This window comes from Kitasatospora sp. NPDC056184, assembly GCF_042268405.1.
Classification (GTDB): domain Bacteria; phylum Actinomycetota; class Actinomycetes; order Streptomycetales; family Streptomycetaceae; genus Kitasatospora.
The window spans coordinates 31,738-50,272 of record NZ_JBHJUI010000011.1 but is presented as its reverse complement, the minus strand read 5'-3'; the positions used below and the strand labels follow the sequence as shown (position 1 = coordinate 50,272).

The following is an 18,535-nucleotide window of genomic DNA, read 5'->3' as shown; positions in this document are numbered from 1 at the left end:
TCGGCACGGGGGCGGCCGGGGGCCGGGGTTCCGCCGCCCGTCCGAAAATCGACCCCCCGTACGATGGTGCCCAATCTCACCCGTCCCGCCGGTCACTGATGTGCACCGAGCCCGGGACGCGTCCAGACATGACGGGGCATCAGATGGCAGGGGATCACCCGATGGCGGGAGCTGGCGAAGCTCCCGGCGGCGGTCCGGACAACCGGGGCGTCTCGCTCGGGCGCAAGCCGGGCGGCGTCGACCCGGCGGCCGTGGCGGACCAGCAGACACAGCTCGACGGGGCGGCGGTCCCCGGTCAGGCCGCTCCACCGGCCCCGGCCGCGCCACCCGCCGCTCCGCCGGCCCCGCCCGCCGCGGCACCGGGCGGGTACGCCTACGCGCCCACCGCCCCCGCCTTCCCCGCGCAGGGACCGGCGCCGGTCGGCCCCTACGACCCGGCACCCGGCCAGCAGCAGTTCGGGGCCCCCGCCGCCGGCCAGCCGCCGTACGGCTACCCCGCCGCGCCGCCCGCCGACGGCGGCGCCGGCGGGTACGGCTACCCGCAGCAGGGCGGCTACGGCTTCCCCGGAGCCCCGGTGCCCGCCCCGCCCAAGCAGCGCAACCCCGTGCTGGTCTGGGGCGGCGCCATCGGCGGCGTGCTGGCGATCGCCATCGTGGCCGGCCTGGTCGTGCTGTTCACCGACGACAACAAGAAGAAGGACGACCCGCCGGCCGCCTCCGGCGGCGCCACCGGCGCGGTCACCGGCGGGGCCTCGCCGGACACCGGCGGCAGCACCAGCCCCTCGCCGTCGACCAGCGGCGGCACCGCCGGCGGCGGGGGCGGCGGCAAGGCCGGCGCCTACAACCTGGCCTGGGCGGCCGACAAGCCGGCCAGCTCGGTCAGCGGCACCACCCGGCTGCTCGCCATCTGGGGCGCCGAGAAGGTCGCGGTGCGCGCCGACACCACCGGCATCCGCGCCGTCAACACCTCCGACGGCAAGGAGGCCTGGAGCATCCCGGTGCCGGCCGGTGCCAAGGAGTTCTGCACCGCCTCGTACAGCGCCAACTCCAACCACATCGCCGCGGTCTCGCTGAACACCGGTGACAGCGACTGCTCCACCATCGCCGCCGTCGACCTCACCACGGGCAAGCTGTCGTGGACGGTCAAGGTCGGGCAGAGCCGGATGTCCTCCCCCAGCCTGAGCATCACCGACAAGGTCGTCGGCATCGGCGCCAACACCGCCGCCGCGGTGAACGTCGCCGACGGCTCCGCGGTCTGGGCCTTCCAGCCGCGTGAGAAGGACTGCAGCGTCTACGGCACCGCCGCCGGCACGCAGATCGTGGTCACCGACCGCTGCTACGGCCTCAACACCACCGTCAAGTCACAGCTGGTGATCGTCGAGACGGAGACCGGCAAGGTCGCCTCGCCCGCGCCGATCACCCTGTCCGGCAGCATCGAGCGGGTCGACAAGGTCCTCTCCGACCAGCCGCTCGTGCTGTCGATGTCCAGCGGCGCGAACGGCGACTACGTGCTGCCGTTCGACAAGACCAACAAGCCGGGCACCCAGATGCCCGTCAAGGAGCCCGGCTACGACACCCTGCGGCTCAGCGGCCTGGCCGACGCCTTCACCCAGAGCGTGGTCAGCGGCACCACCCTGTACGTGCAGACCAACCCGAGCAAGCCGGCGATCAACGCGTACGACCTGAACACCGGCAAGCGGCTCTGGTCGACCGACGGCAAGGCCAAGGACGGCCTGCGGCTGGTCTCCGGCACCGACAAGGAGGGCAAGGTCCGGGCGATCCTGGACATGGGCTACGGCAACGACGCCAAGCTGGTGACGCTCGCCCCCGCCGACGGCGCGGTGAGCGAGCTCGGCAACCTCACCGTCGGCAAGAGCTCCTCCTTCAACATCGGCATGAGCACCAACGAGTTCGTCATGAACTCGGACGGGTCGCTGTACGGGTTCTCCCGGGGCAGCTTCGACTCCCCCGTGTTCAAGTACGTCAAGAAGTAGCGGCGCCGCGGGCGGGGCGGCAGGGGCTCGTCGGCCCCTGCCGCCCCGCCCGTCCCGTATCCGGGCACATTCCGGCGGACCCGGCGGGCGGGCATGGCAGGATGCCAGACATCAGCCTGACGAAGGAGTCCAGCGAGTGCCCGGCACCAACCTGACCCGCGAGGAGGCCCGCACCCGGGCCGACCTCCTGCACGTGGACGCGTACGACATCGAGCTCGACCTGAGCTCGGCCCGAGAGGGGGGCACGTTCCGGTCCACCACCGTGGTCCGGTTCACCGCCACCACCCCGGGCGAGGCCAGCTTCATCGACCTGGTCGCCCCGGGCGTCGAGGAGATCGTCCTCAACGGCGAGCGGCTCGACACCGCCGGCTTCGCCGACAGCCGGATCGCGCTGCCGGGCCTCGCCGCCGAGAACGAGCTGCGCGTCGTCGCCAACTGCGCCTACACCAACACCGGCGAGGGCCTGCACCGGTTCGTCGACCCGGTCGACGGCGAGACCTACCTCTACACCCAGTTCGAGGTGCCGGACGCCCGCCGGGTCTTCGCCAACTTCGAGCAGCCCGACCTCAAGGCCGCGTTCACCTTCACCGTGACCGCGCCGGCCGGCTGGAGCGTGGTCTCCAACTCGCCCACCCCCGAGCCGGAGGGCGAGGGGGACACCCGGGTCTGGCGCTTCGCCCCGACCGGCCGGATCTCCTCGTACATCACCGCGCTCATCGCGGGCCCCTACGTCGGGGTCTTCGACGCCTACGAGAGCGGCGAGCAGAAGGTGCCGCTGGGCATCTACTGCCGGCCCTCGCTGCGCGAGTTCCTGGACGCCGAGGCGATCTTCGAGGTCACCAAGCAGGGCTTCGACTACTTCCAGGAGAAGTTCGACTTCCCCTACCCGTTCCCCAAGTACGACCAGCTGTTCGTGCCGGAGTTCAACGCCGGCGCGATGGAGAACGCGGGCGCCGTCACCCTGCGCGACCAGTACGTGTTCCGGTCCAAGGTGACCGACGCCGCGTACGAGGCCCGCGCCGCGACGATCCTGCACGAGCTGGCCCACATGTGGTTCGGCAACCTCGTCACCATGGAGTGGTGGAACGACCTCTGGCTGAACGAGTCGTTCGCCACCTACGCCGAGGCGGTCTGCCAGGCCGAGGCGCCCGACTCGCGGTGGCCCAACTCCTGGACCACCTTCGCCAACCAGATGAAGACCTGGGCGTACCGGCAGGACCAGCTGCCGTCCACCCACCCGATCATGGCCGACATCAACGACCTGGAGGACGTCCAGGTCAACTTCGACGGCATCACCTACGCCAAGGGCGCCTCGGTGCTCAAGCAGTTGGTGGCCTACGTCGGCCAGGACGCCTTCTTCGAGGGCGTGCGCGCCTACTTCAAGCGCCACGCCTGGGGCAACACCCGGCTCGGCGACCTGCTCGGCGCGCTGGAGGAGGCCAGCGGCCGCGACCTCAAGGCCTGGTCCGCCGCTTGGCTGGAGACCGCCGGCATCAACGTGCTGCGGCCCGCGCTGACCCTGAACGGCGACGGCGAGATCGAGTCCTTCGCCGTGCTGCAGGACGCCCCGGCGCTCCCGGCCGGCGCCAAGGGCGAGGCCGTGCTGCGCCCGCACCGGATCGCCGTCGGCCTGTACGAGCTGGCCGACGGCGCGCTGGTGCGCACCGACCGGATCGAGCTGGACGTCGACGGCCCGCGCACCGAGGTGCCGCAGCTGGTCGGCCGGCACCGCCCGGCCGTGATCCTGCTGAACGACGACGACCTGTCCTACGCCAAGGTCCGGCTGGACGAGGACTCGCTGGCCGTGGTCACCGAGCACCTCGGCGGCTTCACCGACGCGCTGCCGCGCGCGCTGTGCTGGGCCTCGGCCTGGGACATGACCCGCGACGGCGAGCTCGCCGCCCGCGACTACCTCACGCTCGCCCTCTCCGGCCTGCCGGGCGAGAGCGACATCGGCGTGGTCCAGTCGGTGCACCGCCAGGTCAAGCTGGCGCTGGACGCCTACGCGGACCCGGCCTGGCGCGAGCAGGGCCTGGCCCGCTGGGCCGAGGCCGCCGAGGAGGCGCTGCGCGCCGCCGAGCCGGGCAGCGACCACCAGCTCGCCTGGGCGCGGACCCTGTCCGGTGTCGCCCGCACCGACGGTCAGCTCGGCCTGCTCGCCGGGCTGCTGGACGGCACCGCCGAGATCCCCGGCCTGGCCGTGGACACCGAGCTGCGCTGGACCCTGCTGAACCGGCTCGCCGCCACCGGCCGGGCCGACGAGGCCGAGATCGCGGCCGAGCTGGCCCGCGACAACACCGCGGCCGGCCAGGAGCACGCGGCCAGCTGCCGGGCGGCCCGGCCGACCGCCGAGGCCAAGGCCGCGGCCTGGGCGTCCGTGGTGGAGTCGGACGAGCTGACCAACTACGTGCAGGCCGCGGTGATCGGCGGCTTCCAGCAGGCCGACCAGCGCGCGCTGGTCGCGCCGTACGCGGCGAAGTACTTCGCCGCGGTGAAGGGCGTCTGGGAGACCCGCAGCCACGAGATCTCGCAGCAGATCATCGTCGGTCTGTACCCGTCGCTGCTGGTCGAGCAGGCCACGCTGGACGCCACCGACGCGTGGCTGGCCTCGGCCGACCCGGCGCCGGCCCTGCGGCGCCAGGTCGTCGAGGCGCGGGCCGGTGTGGAGCGGGCGCTGAAGGCGCAGGCCGCCGACCGGGCCGCCGCGCAGCGCTGACCCCGCTCCCCCCTCCGCACTCTCCGGGAGCACCCGGGAGTACGGAGGGGGGGCGGAGACGCCCGAGGGGGCGCCGGACCTGGTCCGGCGCCCCCTCGGGGTCTGAGCTGGGCTTCGTGGGTGGAGGAAGAAGCGCCTCGACTACTTCTTCTTGTCCTTGCCGCCGCCGAGCGGCAGCGCGGCCAGGCCGCCGATGATCACGAAGAGCGCGATCGGGAGCAGCACGTACAGACCGAGGGTCTCGGCGACGCTCAGGCCGCTACCCGGGTCGTCGCCGTCGTCCCGGGTGAGGGCCATGGCGGGCGACGACAGCAGCATCATCAGCGTGACCGTGGCGGTGACCGCGCCGGCTCGCAAAGCGTTCCTCTTGTCCACGGTGCCAACTTACCCGTCACTTACGCCGGCCCGCTCGGCGGGGTCGGCCTTTCGGGACCGGGCCCGCCGGCGGTGCCCGGCCGGGCGCCCACGGAGCGCAGCAGCTCGGCGAGGGTGCGGACGTCCGGGGCCGCGGCCAGGGTGTCCAGGGTGACCGGCGTGCCCGAGCCGTCGGCGACCGGCAGGCGCCAGTTCGGGTACTGGTCCCAGGTGCCGGGGAGGTTCTGCGGACGCGGGTCGCCGACCACGTCCGGCAGCCAGACCCCGACCAGCCCGGCCGGGGTGGCGGCCAGGAAGCGGTGCAGCGCGACGGCCGACAGCGGCTCGTCCGCGCCCAGCAGGCCCCGCCGGACCAGCTCGGCGTGCCAGTCGGCCAGCTCGGCGGCGGCCTGCGCCTGCTCCTCGCCCAGCGGGCGGGCCAGCAGGCCCAGCCGGTGGCGCAGCTCCACGTGCTCGCCGGAGAGCCGGGCGGCGGTGGACGGCAGGTCGTGCGTGGTCAGGGTGGCGAGGCTGCCCGCCCGCCACCGCTCCGGCGGCAGGATCCCGCCGCCGGCCTGCCAGTCCCGCTCGAACCAGAGCACCGAGGTGCCGAGCACCCCGCGCGCCGCGAGCTCCTCGCGGACCCCGGGCTCCACGGTGCCGAGGTCCTCGCCGACCACCGCGGCGCCGGCCCGGTGCGCCTCCAGGGCGAGCACGGCGAGCATCGCCTCGGCGTCGTAGCGGACGTACACGCCCTCGGTCGGCGCGTGCCCGGCCGGCACCCACCAGAGTCGGAAGAGGCCCATCACGTGGTCGATCCGCAGCGCGCCGGCGTGCCGGGCGGCGGAGCGGATCAGCTCGGCGAAGGGCGCGTAGCCGGCGGCGGCCAGCGCGTCCGGGCGCCAGGGCGGCAGGCCCCAGTCCTGGCCGTGCGCGTTGAAGGCGTCCGGGGGCGCGCCGACCGAGATGCCGGCGGCGAGCACGTCCTGGAGCGCCCAGGCGTCGGCGCCGTCCGGGTGGACGCCGACGGCGAGGTCGTGCACCAGGCCGACCGGCATCCCGGCGGTGCGGGCGGCCTGCTGCGCGCGGCCGAGCTGGAGGTCGGTCTGCCAGGCCAGCCAGCGGTGGAGGTCGACCCGGTCGGCGAGCTCGGCGGCCTCGTGCCGCACGTGCGGGGAGTCGGGGTGGCGCAGGCCCTTCGGCCAGCGGTGGTGGTCGGCGCCGTGGCGCTCGGCGAGGGCGGTCCACACCGCGTACCGCTCCAGCCACTCGCCCTCGCGGGCCCGGTAGGCGTCGAACGCGGCGGTGCGGACGGCGCCGTGCCGGGCCGCGTGCCGCCGGTGCTCGGCGTGCAGCAGCTCCAGCGCGCGGCGCTTGAGGGCCCAGACCTCGTCGCGGTCGATGAGGCCGTCGTGCTCCAGCACCTCGGAGCGCAGCCGGGCGGCGCGGACCAGCAGCGCGTCCGCCTCGGCGCGGGGCCCGCCGGTCAGATAGGCGTACTCGGGGACCTCCTCGACCCGCAGGTGGACCGGGTCGGCGAAGCGGCGGGAGGAGGGGCGGTAGGGGGACGGGTCGGAGGGGACGGCGGGCAGGGCGGCGTGCAGCGGGTTGATCTGGAGGAAGCCGGCGCCCAGCGAGCCCGCCCAGGTGGCGAGGTCGGCGAGGTCGGCGAGGTCGCCCATGCCCCAGGAGCGGTCGGAGAGGACCGAGTACAGCTGGGCGAGGAAGCCCCAGCCGCGGCCGGGGAGGGCGGGCAGGCGCGCGGGGGCGACGATCAGGTGGGCGGTGGCGGCGGGGCGGCCGGGGAGTTCGGCGTGCAGGGTGTGCCGGCCGGGCGGGAGGTCGTCGGGCAGCCAGTGGGCGTGGCCGCGCGGGAGCTCCCAGCGGCCGCCCTGCTCCAGGGCGACGGCGAGCCGGGTGTCGGCGGGGAGGTCGAGCGCGGTGCGGCGGCCGGCCCGGGCCACGACGGTCGGGGGCAGCAGCCGGGTGCGCTGCCCGGCCCGGTGCCGGGCGAGCGCCGCGCGGGCGGCGTCGGGGGTGGCCGCGTCCACGCCGAGCGCGGCGAGCACGGCGACCAGCGTGCGGGCGCCGGCCGGCACGCCCCCGGGGCCGGTGCGGGTGTCCACCCCGTGGGCCTGCGCCAGGGCCACCAGCTCGGGCGGGGGCGGCGGCGCGTCCTGCGCCGGCACGTCCGGTCCGTCGGCTCCGTCACGGTCGAGATAAGCGGCCACTCGCGGCTCCTGCGATGTCTCGGCAACGCCCAGTCAGGACAGCCACAGTCCTACCCGGGTGACGGCCCGGTGACCCGGCGCGACACACACGGCCGATGGGGTGGGAGGTGCGGGAGCGGGTGTTCCGGAGGCGGGGCGGGGCGCATGAAGGGAGCCTTAAGTCCTGGTCAAATCGGACAATATCGGCATACCCGTCGACGGCGTTGACACCGGGAAACGTAGCTGGTGGGCTGTGCCGCGATGTGGTTCCGGCCTGGCGAGGAGGCTCCTGTGCAAGCCCGAGTGTCCGAGGTGGCCGGCCGGCGGTTCCGCCAGCAGCTGGAGCAGAGTCCGGCGCTGCGCGAGGTGCTGCAGCACCCGGCGGCCCTCGCGGCACGGCGGGCCACCGCGCGGACGTGCCGTCAACTGGCGCCGCGGACGGCGGACCGGCTGATCGCGGACCTCAAGGGCACCGAACCGCTGCTCCGCTCCGTCCGGACCGAGCGCGCGCTGGCCGCCCGGCCCGGGGCACCGAGCCGGCGCACCCTCCAGGTGGCGGCCACCCTGTCGGCGGCGGCCGTGGTCGGCGGACTGCTGGTGAGCGGCCCGGCCGCGTACGCGCAGGCGCCCGGGTTCACGCCCGGGCCGGACGTGGTGAGCACCGCGAACAGCGCCCCGCAGACCCCGCTCGGCAGTGTGAGCGACCCGCAGGTCTTCCCCCGCCCGCAGGAGCGGACGGTGGCCGGCAAGCCGGTGACCGTGCCGGGCACCGTCTCCCTGGTCGTCGCGCCGAAGGCGGACCACGGCGCGGTCGCCGCGGTGCACGAGATCCTCGGCGTCGCCGGGGCGGCCACCGTGAACCCGCTGTCCCAGCCCCCCGCGCCGGTCGCCGGCTCGCTGGTGGTGTACGTCGGCGGCCCCGCCGAGGGCGCGGGCGGCGCGACCGACCGGGTCCTGCGCGAGCTGGCCGTCGCGGCCGGCGGCAAGGACACCGCGGCCCCGGGCACGGCCGGCATGCCCGCCGGCGGCTACGTCCTGGCGGCCGGTCAGCTGCCGGTGGCCTCCGGCGGCAGCTACGGCGCGGTCGTGCTGGCCGGCACCGACGCGGCCGGCACCTTCTACGCGGCCCAGTCGCTGCGCCAGCTGCTGGCCGCCGTCCCGGCCGAGCAGGGCCAGGCACCGGGCGCGGCGGGCCTCGGCCTGCCCGGGATCACCCTGCGCGACTGGCCGTCCGGCGCCCCGGCGCGCGGCACCGCCGAGGCGTTCTACGGCACCCCGTGGACCCAGCAGCAGCGGCTGGACCAACTGGACTTCCTCGGCCGCTCCAAGCAGAACCTCTACCTCTACGCCCCGGGCGACGACCCGTACCGCACGGCCCGCTGGCGGGACGCCTACCCGGAGGCGAAGGCCGCCGACCTGCGCGCGCTGGCCGCCCGCGCCGGGCGCAACCACGTCACGCTCGGCTACGCGATCGACCCCGGCCAGTCCTTCTGCTACAGCTCGGGCAAGGACGCGGACGCCCTGGTCGCCAAGCTCGACGGGCTGCGCGGGCTCGGCTTCACCGCGTTCCAGCTGCAGTTCCTGGACGTCTCCTACGACGAGTGGCACTGCTCCGACGACCGGGCCAAGTACGGCACCGGCCCGGCCGCCGCCGCCAAGGCGCAGGCCGAGCTGGCGGCCAAGGTGCAGGACCGGCTGGTCGCGCGGAACCCGGGCCTGGCGCCGCTGTCGGTGGTCCCCACCGAGTACCACCAGCAGGGCGCCACCCCGTACCGGACGGCGCTGGCCGCCGCGCTGCCCTCGGCCGTGCAGGTGGCCTGGAGCGGGGTCGGGGTGATCCCGGAGCGGATCACCGGCACGCAGGTCGGCGACACCGCGGACCTGTACCGGCACCCGCTGGTCACCATGGACAACTACCCGGTCAACGACGCCACCCCGGACCGGCTCTTCCTGGGCGCCTACACCGGCCGCGACAGCGAGGTGGCGACGCGCTCGGCCGTCATGCTGACCGGCGCGATGCGCCAGCCGGTCGCCTCCCGGATCGCGCTCGCCACGGCCGGGGACTTCGCCTGGAACCCGGGCGGCTACAAGCCGGAGGACTCCTGGCGGGCGGCGCTGCGCTCGCTGGCCGGCCCGACCGGCGCGACGGCGACGCCCACCGGGGAGACCCTGCCGGCGGTCACCGCGCTGGCCGGCAACAGCGTGTCCTCGCCGCTGGCCAAGCAGGAGTCCGGCTACCTGCTGCCGCTGCTGGACCGGTTCTGGGCGACCGCCGAGCCGACCTCGGGCGCCACGCCCGACCTGGCGAAGCTGATCGAGGCGGCCGCCCCGCTGCGGGAGGCCTTCGCCGCGATGGCGGGTGCCCAGCAGGCCCTGGCCGCCGCCCCGGCGACCGCCGAGCTGGCCGCCGAGGCGGCGTCCTGGCTGGCGCCGCTGCGCGACTACGGGCTCGGCGGGCAGGCCGCCCTGGACATGCTGCTGGCGCAGCGCGGCGGGGACGGCGGGGCCGCCTGGAAGGCCCGGGTGGAGCTGAACAAGCTGCGCGAGCAGCTCGGCCAGAGCCCGGCGACGGTCGGCGCGGGCGTGCTCGGCCCGTTCCTGGAGCGGGCGCTGCGGGCCGCCGACACCTGGGCCGGCGTGCAGGGCGGCGGCATCACGCCGACCACCACGATGGGCACCGCGCACGACCACCTGCCGGCGCTGATGGCCGACGGCGTCGCCGACACCTTCTACTGGAGCTCGGCGCCGCCGCAGGCGGGCGACTCGGTCGGCCTGGATCTCGGTGACGGGCGGCCGGTCGGCAGCGTGACCGTGCTGATGGGCTCCTGGGGCACCGGCCCGGACGGCCAGAGCGCGCTCGACGACTACCTCCGCGAGGGCGTGCTGGAGTACTCCACCGGCGAGGGCGGCTGGAAGAAGCTGGCCCCGGTGAAGAACCAGAAGTCGGTCTCCGCGCAGCTGCCCGCCGGGACGGTCGTCCGGGCGGTCCGGCTGCGGGCCACGGCCGCGCAGAAGACCGCGGTCGCGGTGCGCGAGTTCTCGGTGACCGCGCCGGACGAGCTGCCGGCCAGCGTCTCCGGCGGCCCGGCCGCGCTGCCCGGCTCCTCGGCCGCCGCGGTGCTGGACGGCAACCCGGACACCGCCTACCGGGCGGCCACCGCGCCGACCGCCTCGGACGAGCCGCTCACCGTCGAACTGGGCGCCGCCCGGCCGCTGGACCGCCTCACCGTCCTGACCGATCCGGGCGTGCGGGCCTCGGCCACCGTCGCGGTGCGGCACCCGGACGGCTCCTGGACCGAGATCGGCACCGTGCAGCCGGGCTGGAACGAGCTGTCGGCCGGCGGCCTGCCCGCCGACGCCTTCCGGCTGGCCTGGAAGCCGGGCGGGGAGCCGCCCGTGGTCAACCAGGTGATCCCCTGGTACGCGGACGCCCCGGCGGCCCGGCTGAGCCTGGCCGACCCCTCGGTGGACGCGGTGATCGGGGAGGCCGCGCCGGCGCAGGCCCGGGCGATCGTCGAGGCCGGGCGGCCGGAGGGCGTCACCGGGGAGCTGCGCACCGAGGTGCCGGCGGTCGCCAAGGGGCTGACCGTGGCGCCGGTGACCGGGGTGAGCGTGCCGCGCGGCGGGAGGGTCGGGGTGCCGCTGCTGGTCACCGCCGGGCCGGAGACGCCGTCCGGGACGTACCAGGTGCCGGTGGTGTTCGCGGCCGGGCAGACCACCGTGCGCCAGGTGCTCCAGGTGCACGTGGTGCCGCCGACCGGCGGTCCCGACCTGGCGATCACCGCGCAGGCCACCTCCTCGGCCGACGAGACGCCGGGCTTCCCGGCCTCGGCGGTGGCCGACCAGGACCCGAAGAGCCGCTGGTCCTCGCCGGCGGCCGACGACGCCTGGGTCCAGCTGGAGCTGCCGGAGGCCACCCATCTGGGCTCGGCGGTGCTGCACTGGCAGGCCGCGTACGCCTCGTCGTACAAGATCCAGGCCTCGGCGGACGGCCGCTCCTGGACCACCGTCGCGACGGTGGAGAACGGCGCGGGCGGCAACGAGAAGGTGCGGTTCGACGCGCCGGGCGCGAAGTTCCTGCGGATGCAGGGCGTGGCCCGGGCCACCAAGTACGGCTACTCGCTCTGGGGCGTCGAGCTGTACGCCGCCACCCCGGCGGCCGGGACGGCGACGCCGCCGGCGCAGCCCCCGGCCGGGACGCCCGGCGGGACCCCGGCGGGAACGCCGAGCGGTGGCACGCAGTCGGGCGGCCAGGCCGCCGGACCGGGGCCGAGCGCGCCGCCGGCCGTGCCGACGCCCTCGGGCACCCCCGCCGCCCCGACGCCGAACCCCGGCGGCACCCCCGCGAGGTCGCAGGAGAAGCCCTGACCGGCTCCGGACGGCGGGCCGCCGCGCTCCCCGACCGAGGGGGTGCGCGGCGGCCCATGAGGCGTACCGGGAGATATGACGGGCAAGCCCTTGTGGTGCGGGGTCAGGCGGAGAGCGGCTCTGGCTGCTCGCCGCGGCGGGCGGGGGCGGGGTGGGCCGGGTGGGCGGAGTGCGCCCGCCCGAGCGGCACCGGATGGGGTGCGTCGGTATGGTCGTGGTGCTCGTACTCGCCCCACTGCGGGGCGCGCAGTTGGTCACCGCCGCCGTACGGCTCCAGGTAGGGCCGCCAGCGCGGGTCCTTGATACCGGTGCCGATGATCCGCCAGGCCAGGCCGGAGGGCGGCGCGGGTGGTCGCTTCATCCGCCAGCCGAGTTCGGTGAGGTGGCGGTCGGCCTTGGTGTGGTTGCAGCGGCGGCAGGCCGCCACCACGTTGTCCCACCGGTGCTGGCCTCCCCGGCTGCGCGGGATGACGTGGTCGACGCTGGTGGCGGCGGCCCCGCAGTAGACGCAACGGCCGTGGTCGCGGGCGAACAGCGCCCGGCGGGTGAGCGGGACGGGCCCGCAGAACGGGACCCGGACGAAGCGGGTCAGTCGGACGACGGACGGCGCCGGAAGGGCGCTGGTGGCGCTGTGCAGAGTGACACCCGAATCCTCCAGGCTGACCGCCTTGTGATTGAGGACGAGGATGAGTGCGCGGCGCATCGATACGACACCGAGTGGCTCGTACGACGCGTTGAGGACCAGGACATGCGGCACGGATGCCTCCTTGGACGCCTGCGGCGCGTGGCTCGCGCCGGGACGAGCGGTTGGATCGCGCAACGGGTGCGTGATCTCCCCCAGTGTCGCCTTACGCCTTCGTACGGCGCCACCACTCCTGTGTAACGGACCTGACGTGAACTCCGGGTGTGGCTTCTGTCATACCCGGTATGCCCGGGGGAGGAGCGGGTTGCACTCCGGTGCCCCGGCGGGGTACCGCTGGGCCGGTCGGACCAGTGCGAACAGCGGCGCTCAGGAGCGCGGACAGGGCGTTCACACGGATCCGCGCGCCCTCCGGACGGCCCATCGGCGTGTCGGGGTGCGGGCCGGACGGCGGTTAGGGTAGTGCGGACGGTCCGCAGGCCAGGGGGCGTGTGCCTCGTGGAGACGCGGCCGTGCCACGACCCCAGCAGGAAGGTCCCGCACGTGTTCCGGTCCGGTGCCGCCGGCCTCCTCGCCGACGCGTCCGTCGCGACGCCGGCCTCGACGCCCGCCCCCTCCCCCACTCCCACGGCCCCGGAGTTGCCCGACCTGAGAATCCCGACGAGCGCGCAGGAGGTCTCCGACACCACCCGGCAGGCCGCCGGCTGGTTCGACTCGCACTGGCAGGACTGGCTGGCGAGCGGGATACGGATCGTCTTCATCATCGTCCTGGCACTGGTGCTGCGGGCGATGGTGCGCAAGGTGATCACCCAGCTCATCACCCGGATGGTCCGCCCGGGCGAGAGCGAGGAGGAGCCGAGCCGGCTGGGCGGGCTGCTGGCCAACACCGGGGTGGTCAACCCCGAGCGGCGCCAGCAGCGCGCGGAGGCGATCGGCTCGGTGCTGCGCAGCGTCGCGTCGTTCACGATCCTCGGCACGGCCGCGCTGATGGTGCTCTCGGCGCTCGGGATGAACCTGGCGCCGCTGCTGGCGAGCGCCGGTGTGGCCGGTGTGGCGATCGGTTTCGGCGCCCGCAACCTGGTCACCGACTTCCTCTCCGGGGTCTTCATGATCATGGAGGACCAGTACGGCGTCGGCGACGAGATCGACACCGGGGTGGCCACCGGCACGGTGCTGGAGGTCGGCCTGCGGGTGACCAAGCTGCGCGGCGCGGGCGGTGAGATCTGGTACATCCGCAACGGCGAGGTGAAGCGGATCGCCAACATGAGCCAGGGCTGGTCGACGGCCTCGGTGGACGTCCAGGTCGGCTACAAGGAGGACCTGGAGCGGGTCGAGGCGCTGATCACCGAGACCGCCGAGGCGATGGCCAAGGAGGCGCCGTACGACGAGCTGGTCTGGGCGCCGTTCAAGATCCTCGGCGTGGAGTCGGTGGCGGCGGACTCGGTGGTGCTGCGGATCGAGGCGCGCACCGCCCCCGGCAAGTCGCTGAGCGTGGCGCGGGCGCTGCGGCAGCGGGTCAAGCGGGTGCTCGACGAGGCCGGGATCAAGGTCAAGGAGGAGCTTCCGCTCCCCACCGCCGCAGGTACCGGCACCGGGACCACCGCCGCGATGGTGCTGACCACGGCCGCGGTCCCGGCGCCGGCCACCGACCCGGCCCCGCCGTCCGCGCTGTCCGACCCCACCTCGGCCGGCTACAAGGCGGCGACGCCGATACCGGCCCCGGTCCGACCGGCCGACGACACCACCACCAAGGCGCCCTGACCTTCGGGCACCGCCGCCGGGCCCCGTCTCCGAGTCACTCGGGGACGGGGCCTTCGCGTTGTCCGCCTTCCCTACCGAGGGACCGGCGGGAGGTCGGTGAGTGTGCGAAGAGCCCGATCACGCGCGCGGAAGCCGAAGCTGATGAGGGTGACGCTCTCTCCGGCACTGAGCGGCGTCCGGCCGTGCGGCGTGAGCGCGCCGTCGAAAACGACACAGTCGCCCTCGCCGAGATCGCATGCGAGATAGCCGTCAGCACGGATGAACACGGTGCTGCTCGCCGTGGGCGCACCGGTGACGCGAGCGCGCTTGAGGCAGAGGATCAGGTTGGCCTCACCGAAGCCGGACTCGTCGAGGTGGAAGTCGAGGAACTGCCCTTCCTCGTAGCCGATGTAAACGCCGGTGTGCGGCTGCACGACCTCCAGGCCGGTGGACCGTGCTACGACTGCGGCGAGATCGATCTGTGCGGCGAACCGGTTCGCGGCGTCGCCGACGGCCGCGTTCCACTTGCCGTTGTGGAGGTACCCGTCAGTGGCTACGGCCTTCTCGGCCTCCTCCGCCATGGCGGCGATCAGCTCGACGGGAAATGACTGATCACGCAGGTGGCGCGGGTGGACACGCTGGTACGCGGTGAGCCCGTGTACAGCGTCCCGGAGAACAGGGAAGTCCCCTGCCCACCGGGCCGGCGTCTGCACCGTGGTGCAGGCCCGGAGCCATGAGGTCCACCTGCGGCTCCACTCGCCCGGTGCCTCGCCGAGCAGCAGCTCGACCCGGTCGAGTGCGGCCTGCGTGGACTCGACCAGCTCGGTTTTCCCCTTGGCGATCCGCAGCCGCAGGGCTTCTCGCAGATGGGCCCGAGCCGCTGCGAGGTCGCCGCACTCCATCAGATGCTTGCCGGTGTGCTGGAGGGCGAAGTCAACGAGTTCCGGGTGCCGGCTTCGCGCGGTGTTCAGCGCGCTGCGGTAGAGCGCGTCCGCCGTCTGCGCGTCACCGGAGTAGCGGTGCGCGTCGGCCAGGTTGAGCCCGGTGGCAATGGCGGCTCCGGTGTTGCCGGTCGCTGCGGCCAGGTCGAGTGACTGCTGAAGGAACACACGGGCCTCCCCGTGGTTTCCCAGGCACATCTGGCCGATGCCGATCCACCTGGTCAGGACCCGCGTGCGAGCGGGGTCGGTCCCCTGAGGCAGGCCCCGCAGCTCCTCGTGGAGTCGGCCGACCGCGGTGGTCAGCTCGTTCCGGTCGGTGGGGACCATTCGCAGGCCGTCGTCGTGTCTGATGAGGTGCTGAAGCACTTGACCCTTCCCTCCTTCGGTTCTGCTGAGATGGCGCTATAGGTGGTCGGTCCGGTGGCGCAGGTCGGCCAGCAGTTCCTCACCGTGGGTGGAGAAGTGCTGACGCAGGAGTTCGAGTTCGCGCATGAGGTAGCGGACGGCCGGCAGGCCCTCGTCGTAGGCGGACCGGAAGCTCGCGCGCTCGTTGGGTGTCAGATCGTCGCGGTTCAGTTCGGTCCGGCGGAACCGCAACAGCTGGTTGTAGACGCAGGTCGCGTGGAAGGCCCGGTCAATCTCCCAGAACTGGTTGCGGGCCACTCCCTGCGCGGCGCGCCACGCGATTTCGATCTTGGGCGAGGTCTGGGACGAGTACCCGTCGGCGAAGACCTGGTTCTGGAGGATGTGGAAGCTGATCGACTGGTGCATCCCCTCGTGGAGCAGGTTCTCCGCCAGGAAGAGGGAGGACGGCTCCGCGCTGACGGTGTTCGGCGGGATGTGGTGGCGCGCCTTCTCGGAAAACACGATGACGTACGGGAGCGCCGGGTCACTGGAACTGGTCAGCGAGGATGTCCGGACACCGGGCTTGAGGCCCACCCACAGGAGCCCACGAACGAATTCGCACACGCGGGCGAACTCCTCGGGGTGGACCAGCGACAGGCGGTCCAATGCCCGGGTCAGCGCCTCGCGGCGCTCGTCGGTGTGCTCGATGATCTCGTAGTCCCCCAGGTTGATCTCGTCGGCGATCTCGCCGGGAAGCTCGGAATCGAACCAGTCGAAGCTCACCCCGGCCACGGACACATTCTCGCTGCGCAGGGACCGGGCGTGCTCCGCGTAAGGGGTACCGGACTTGACGAGGCGCTCCATCAGGACGAACGGCAGAGAGCTTTCCGCGCCTTCCTCGCGCAGGCGGATCAGGTCCGGGTCCTTCCGGCCGACGTCGAAGAAGGAACCGGCGGGGACGCGGGTGGCGATGGTGGTCTTCAACGCGGACTCTCCTTGATCGGGGTGTGTGCGCCGCCGAGCGGCGGGTCGGCTCGGATGATGACGGAGCCGACCCGCCATGCCGGCAACCAACCGGCTTCAGTTCGGAACTGCGGTCAGACCTCGGTCTCCACCGGGGCGAAGTCGCCGTCCGGGACCGAGTGGTCCAGACGGCGGGTCAGGTTGGTGACCTCCGGGTCACTGGAATCGCTGGTGGTGTCGCTCACGTACCTCTCCAATCGGGCTGAGTCTGCTCGCCCGGGCGGCAGCTCGGGTCATTTGGAGACGGTAGGAAGCGACGGGGGGCACGGTCGACGAACTTGCTTGAGCTTGCCCGCATTCACCCGAGTGCGTTGATGGCACCAGTGATGAGCGATCTTGCCGCAGCACCGTAGACAGCGATGCCGGCCAGTTCGGAGAATGCCTGGCCGTATTCGGAGATCTCGGCCGGCTGAGTGATGGTGAGGTGGGCGGAGACGAGCTCGACGTTCACCTGCGCATCGTCGTAGACGGTGAAGGACTCGACCGGCCAGCCGGCGCCTCTGGCCGAACCGAGGGGAATCACCCCAAGACTCACCGACGGGAGGGAGCCGACGGTGATGAGATGCCCGAGCTGACCGGCCAGGATGTCCGGAGTGCCGATGACGGTCCGCAGCACCCATTCCTCGATCAGAATGGCGAACCGATGGTCTCCCGTGTACAGCACCTTCTGCCGCTCCATCCGCACGGCGACAGCGTCGTCGACATCGTCAGGAGTGCTGCGCAACGAAACGATCGTGCTCAGCACTGCGCGCGTGTAGGGCGCTGTCTGGAGCAGGCCGGGGATGACCCACGACTGGTACATCCGGAATCGCCGCGTGCGCTCGAAGAGAGGGCGTACGGACTCCTGAGCCCGCTTGAGGCCGGCGCGCTCAAGGCGCTGCCACTCAACGTACATTCCCTCGATGTTCCGGGCCGTCGCGATGAGGTCTGCCACCTGCTCCGGGACACCGCAGATGGCCGTCCAGGCGCGCAGGTCCGCCTCCGAGGGCATCACCCGGCCGCTCTGGATCTTGGAGCATTTCGATTCATGCCACCCAGCAGCTTCGGCCAGCGCCCGCGCACTGAGTCCGGAGTCTCGCCGGATGTCGCGCAGACGCCGACCCAGGGACTGCTTGGCTTGCTGAACGCTGGACGACGCGGACACGGTCAGTGCAGCCGGAATTCCTCGTGCGGGACCGCCCGTTCCCAGACGGCCTCGAATGCGGTGGCGCAGAGCTTCACCGTCCGGTGATCGGTGGCGAGCTCGTCGTCCACGAAGTCCCCGTCGCCGCTGAAGTGATGGACCAGGAGAACCCGACCGTCGATCAGCCAGAAGTCGTTGCCCGGGAGCGCCAGGCCGGTCGCCTGCCGCCGGGGAAGCCACCTGACCTGCTCCCCGGAAGCGACGTTCCGGAACGTGACCTCGTGCTCGAACCGGATGTACTCGCTCACCGGTTCCGAGACGACCCGCGCGCGCCGCACCTCGACGCCGCGGCTCGTGGTCTCCTCGATGAGCTGCAACCAGGGGCTCCACCACGAGGAGCGGTCGGCAGGGTCGTCGCGCTGTCCGCTGAGCCAACGGAGGAACAGCGGGTCGTCCCGCATGTAGCCATCACGTGTCTCCAGGTGGAGAGCTGAGCGGTTACAGGTTCGCAGCAGATCCTCAAGCGATGGGACTGCTGCCACCGTTCACCTCCGGGAAGAACCGCATCATTCGCCTGGGGAATTCGATCACGGTCTCGTGCCCGGGAATGTCCATCTGCACCAGACGTTCCGGGTCGAGCACCTTCCAGCCCTGGAGGATGTAGTTGCCCGTCGCGTCGTCGAAGTAGACCGTCGGGGACTTGCCTTCGGGGCTGTCGGGATCTTGTCCGAGCTTGTGCAGTGCCATGGTGAGCCTCCTAGCAGGTCGGAGCCGATCGCCTTGAACGATCTTGCCGTGCACGTCGCCACTCGCACCATGAACTTGCTTGAACTTGCTTGAACTGCCCTGCCAGATGGTCGAACTCACCTTCCTGCGCAGGGAGGAGGTCCCCTCGTCGCCACGGCGCCCCCACCGGCCCGACCGCCCGCCTGCGCAGGAAGTCGGCTGAGCCGACTTCCAGCGCAGGCGGGAAGTTACCGGGCCCCCCGAGCCCCCCCCCCCAAGGCCCCGCCACCAAACCCCCCGCCCCCCCCCCCCAAAAAACCGGGCCCCCCAGGACCAACCCACCCAAACACCCCCG

Annotated in this window: 11 protein-coding genes and 1 pseudogene; 4 read left to right on the top strand and 8 right to left on the bottom strand. The window is 73.3% G+C overall.

All coding sequences use genetic code 11. From position 1 onward, the window contains the following. Window positions 1-161: 161 nt before the first annotated feature. Together ACFC0B_RS22215 and pepN are read left to right on the top strand one after the other, a co-directional pair. Window positions 162-1,994: a PQQ-binding-like beta-propeller repeat protein gene (locus ACFC0B_RS22215; RefSeq protein WP_376088276.1), complete on the top strand. Its 1,833-nt coding sequence runs from the start codon at window positions 162-164 to the stop codon at window positions 1,992-1,994. 136 nt (window positions 1,995-2,130) lie between these two features. Beyond that, window positions 2,131-4,710 carry an aminopeptidase N gene (gene pepN, locus ACFC0B_RS22210; protein ID WP_376088273.1) on the top strand — a complete coding sequence of 860 codons (2,580 nt, stop codon included), beginning with the start codon at window positions 2,131-2,133 and terminating at the stop codon, window positions 4,708-4,710. 141 nt (window positions 4,711-4,851) lie between these two features. Here pepN and ACFC0B_RS22205 read toward each other — a convergent pair whose 3' ends face one another. Together ACFC0B_RS22205 and malQ are read right to left on the bottom strand one after the other, a co-directional pair. Then, a complete protein-coding gene (locus ACFC0B_RS22205) occupies window positions 4,852-5,085 on the bottom strand; it encodes a hypothetical protein (protein WP_376088270.1) in 234 nt (77 codons plus the stop codon). Window positions 5,086-5,105: 20 nt separating this feature from the next. Further along, on the bottom strand, window positions 5,106-7,253 hold the full coding sequence (gene malQ / locus ACFC0B_RS22200; protein WP_376088963.1) for a 4-alpha-glucanotransferase: 2,148 nt from the start codon (window positions 7,251-7,253) through the stop codon (window positions 5,106-5,108). Between the two features lie 312 nt (window positions 7,254-7,565). On the opposite strand from malQ, the gene ACFC0B_RS22195 reads away from it, so the two are divergent. Next, a complete protein-coding gene (locus ACFC0B_RS22195; protein WP_376088267.1) occupies window positions 7,566-11,642 on the top strand; it encodes a beta-N-acetylglucosaminidase domain-containing protein in 4,077 nt (1,358 codons plus the stop codon). A gap of 253 nt (window positions 11,643-11,895) precedes the next feature. Here ACFC0B_RS22195 and ACFC0B_RS22190 read toward each other — a convergent pair. Further along, a pseudogene (locus ACFC0B_RS22190) lies at window positions 11,896-12,399 on the bottom strand (HNH endonuclease); the annotation flags it as partial. 522 nt (window positions 12,400-12,921) lie between these two features. On the opposite strand from ACFC0B_RS22190, the gene ACFC0B_RS22185 reads away from it, so the two are divergent. Beyond that, a complete protein-coding gene (locus ACFC0B_RS22185; protein ID WP_376088264.1) occupies window positions 12,922-14,043 on the top strand; it encodes a mechanosensitive ion channel family protein in 1,122 nt (373 codons plus the stop codon). A gap of 71 nt (window positions 14,044-14,114) precedes the next feature. On the opposite strand, the gene ACFC0B_RS22180 is transcribed toward ACFC0B_RS22185, so the two are convergent. The 5 genes from ACFC0B_RS22180 to ACFC0B_RS22160 all read right to left on the bottom strand — a co-directional run bounded on the left by ACFC0B_RS22180 (window position 14,115) and on the right by ACFC0B_RS22160 (window position 18,201). Beyond that, window positions 14,115-15,329, bottom strand: coding sequence for a hypothetical protein (locus tag ACFC0B_RS22180; protein ID WP_376088261.1), 1,215 nt, complete (start codon window positions 15,327-15,329; stop codon window positions 14,115-14,117). A 36-nt stretch (window positions 15,330-15,365) separates the two neighbouring features. Further along, entirely contained in the window at window positions 15,366-16,292 is a 927-nt protein-coding gene (locus ACFC0B_RS22175; protein WP_376088258.1) for a hypothetical protein, read from the bottom strand. 337 nt (window positions 16,293-16,629) lie between these two features. Further along, entirely contained in the window at window positions 16,630-17,481 is an 852-nt protein-coding gene (locus ACFC0B_RS22170; protein ID WP_376088960.1) for a helix-turn-helix domain-containing protein, read from the bottom strand. Then, window positions 17,478-17,996 (bottom strand): DUF6879 family protein, encoded by a 519-nt coding sequence (locus tag ACFC0B_RS22165; RefSeq protein ID WP_376088255.1) that lies wholly within the window; start codon window positions 17,994-17,996, stop codon window positions 17,478-17,480. The genes ACFC0B_RS22170 and ACFC0B_RS22165 overlap by 4 nt, the downstream gene beginning before the upstream one ends. Then, window positions 17,974-18,201: a hypothetical protein gene (locus ACFC0B_RS22160; protein WP_376088252.1), complete on the bottom strand. Its 228-nt coding sequence runs from the start codon at window positions 18,199-18,201 to the stop codon at window positions 17,974-17,976. The genes ACFC0B_RS22165 and ACFC0B_RS22160 overlap by 23 nt, the downstream gene beginning before the upstream one ends. Window positions 18,202-18,535 lie beyond the last annotated feature (334 nt).

Excerpts from the sequence above, each read along its gene's own strand:
- ACFC0B_RS22215 (WP_376088276.1), top strand. The coding sequence starts at position 162 with ATGGCGGGAGCTGGCGAAGCTCCCGGCGGCGGTCCGGACAACCGGGGC.
- ACFC0B_RS22160 (WP_376088252.1), bottom strand. The coding sequence starts at position 18,201 with ATGGCACTGCACAAGCTCGGACAAGATCCCGACAGCCCCGAAGGCAAG.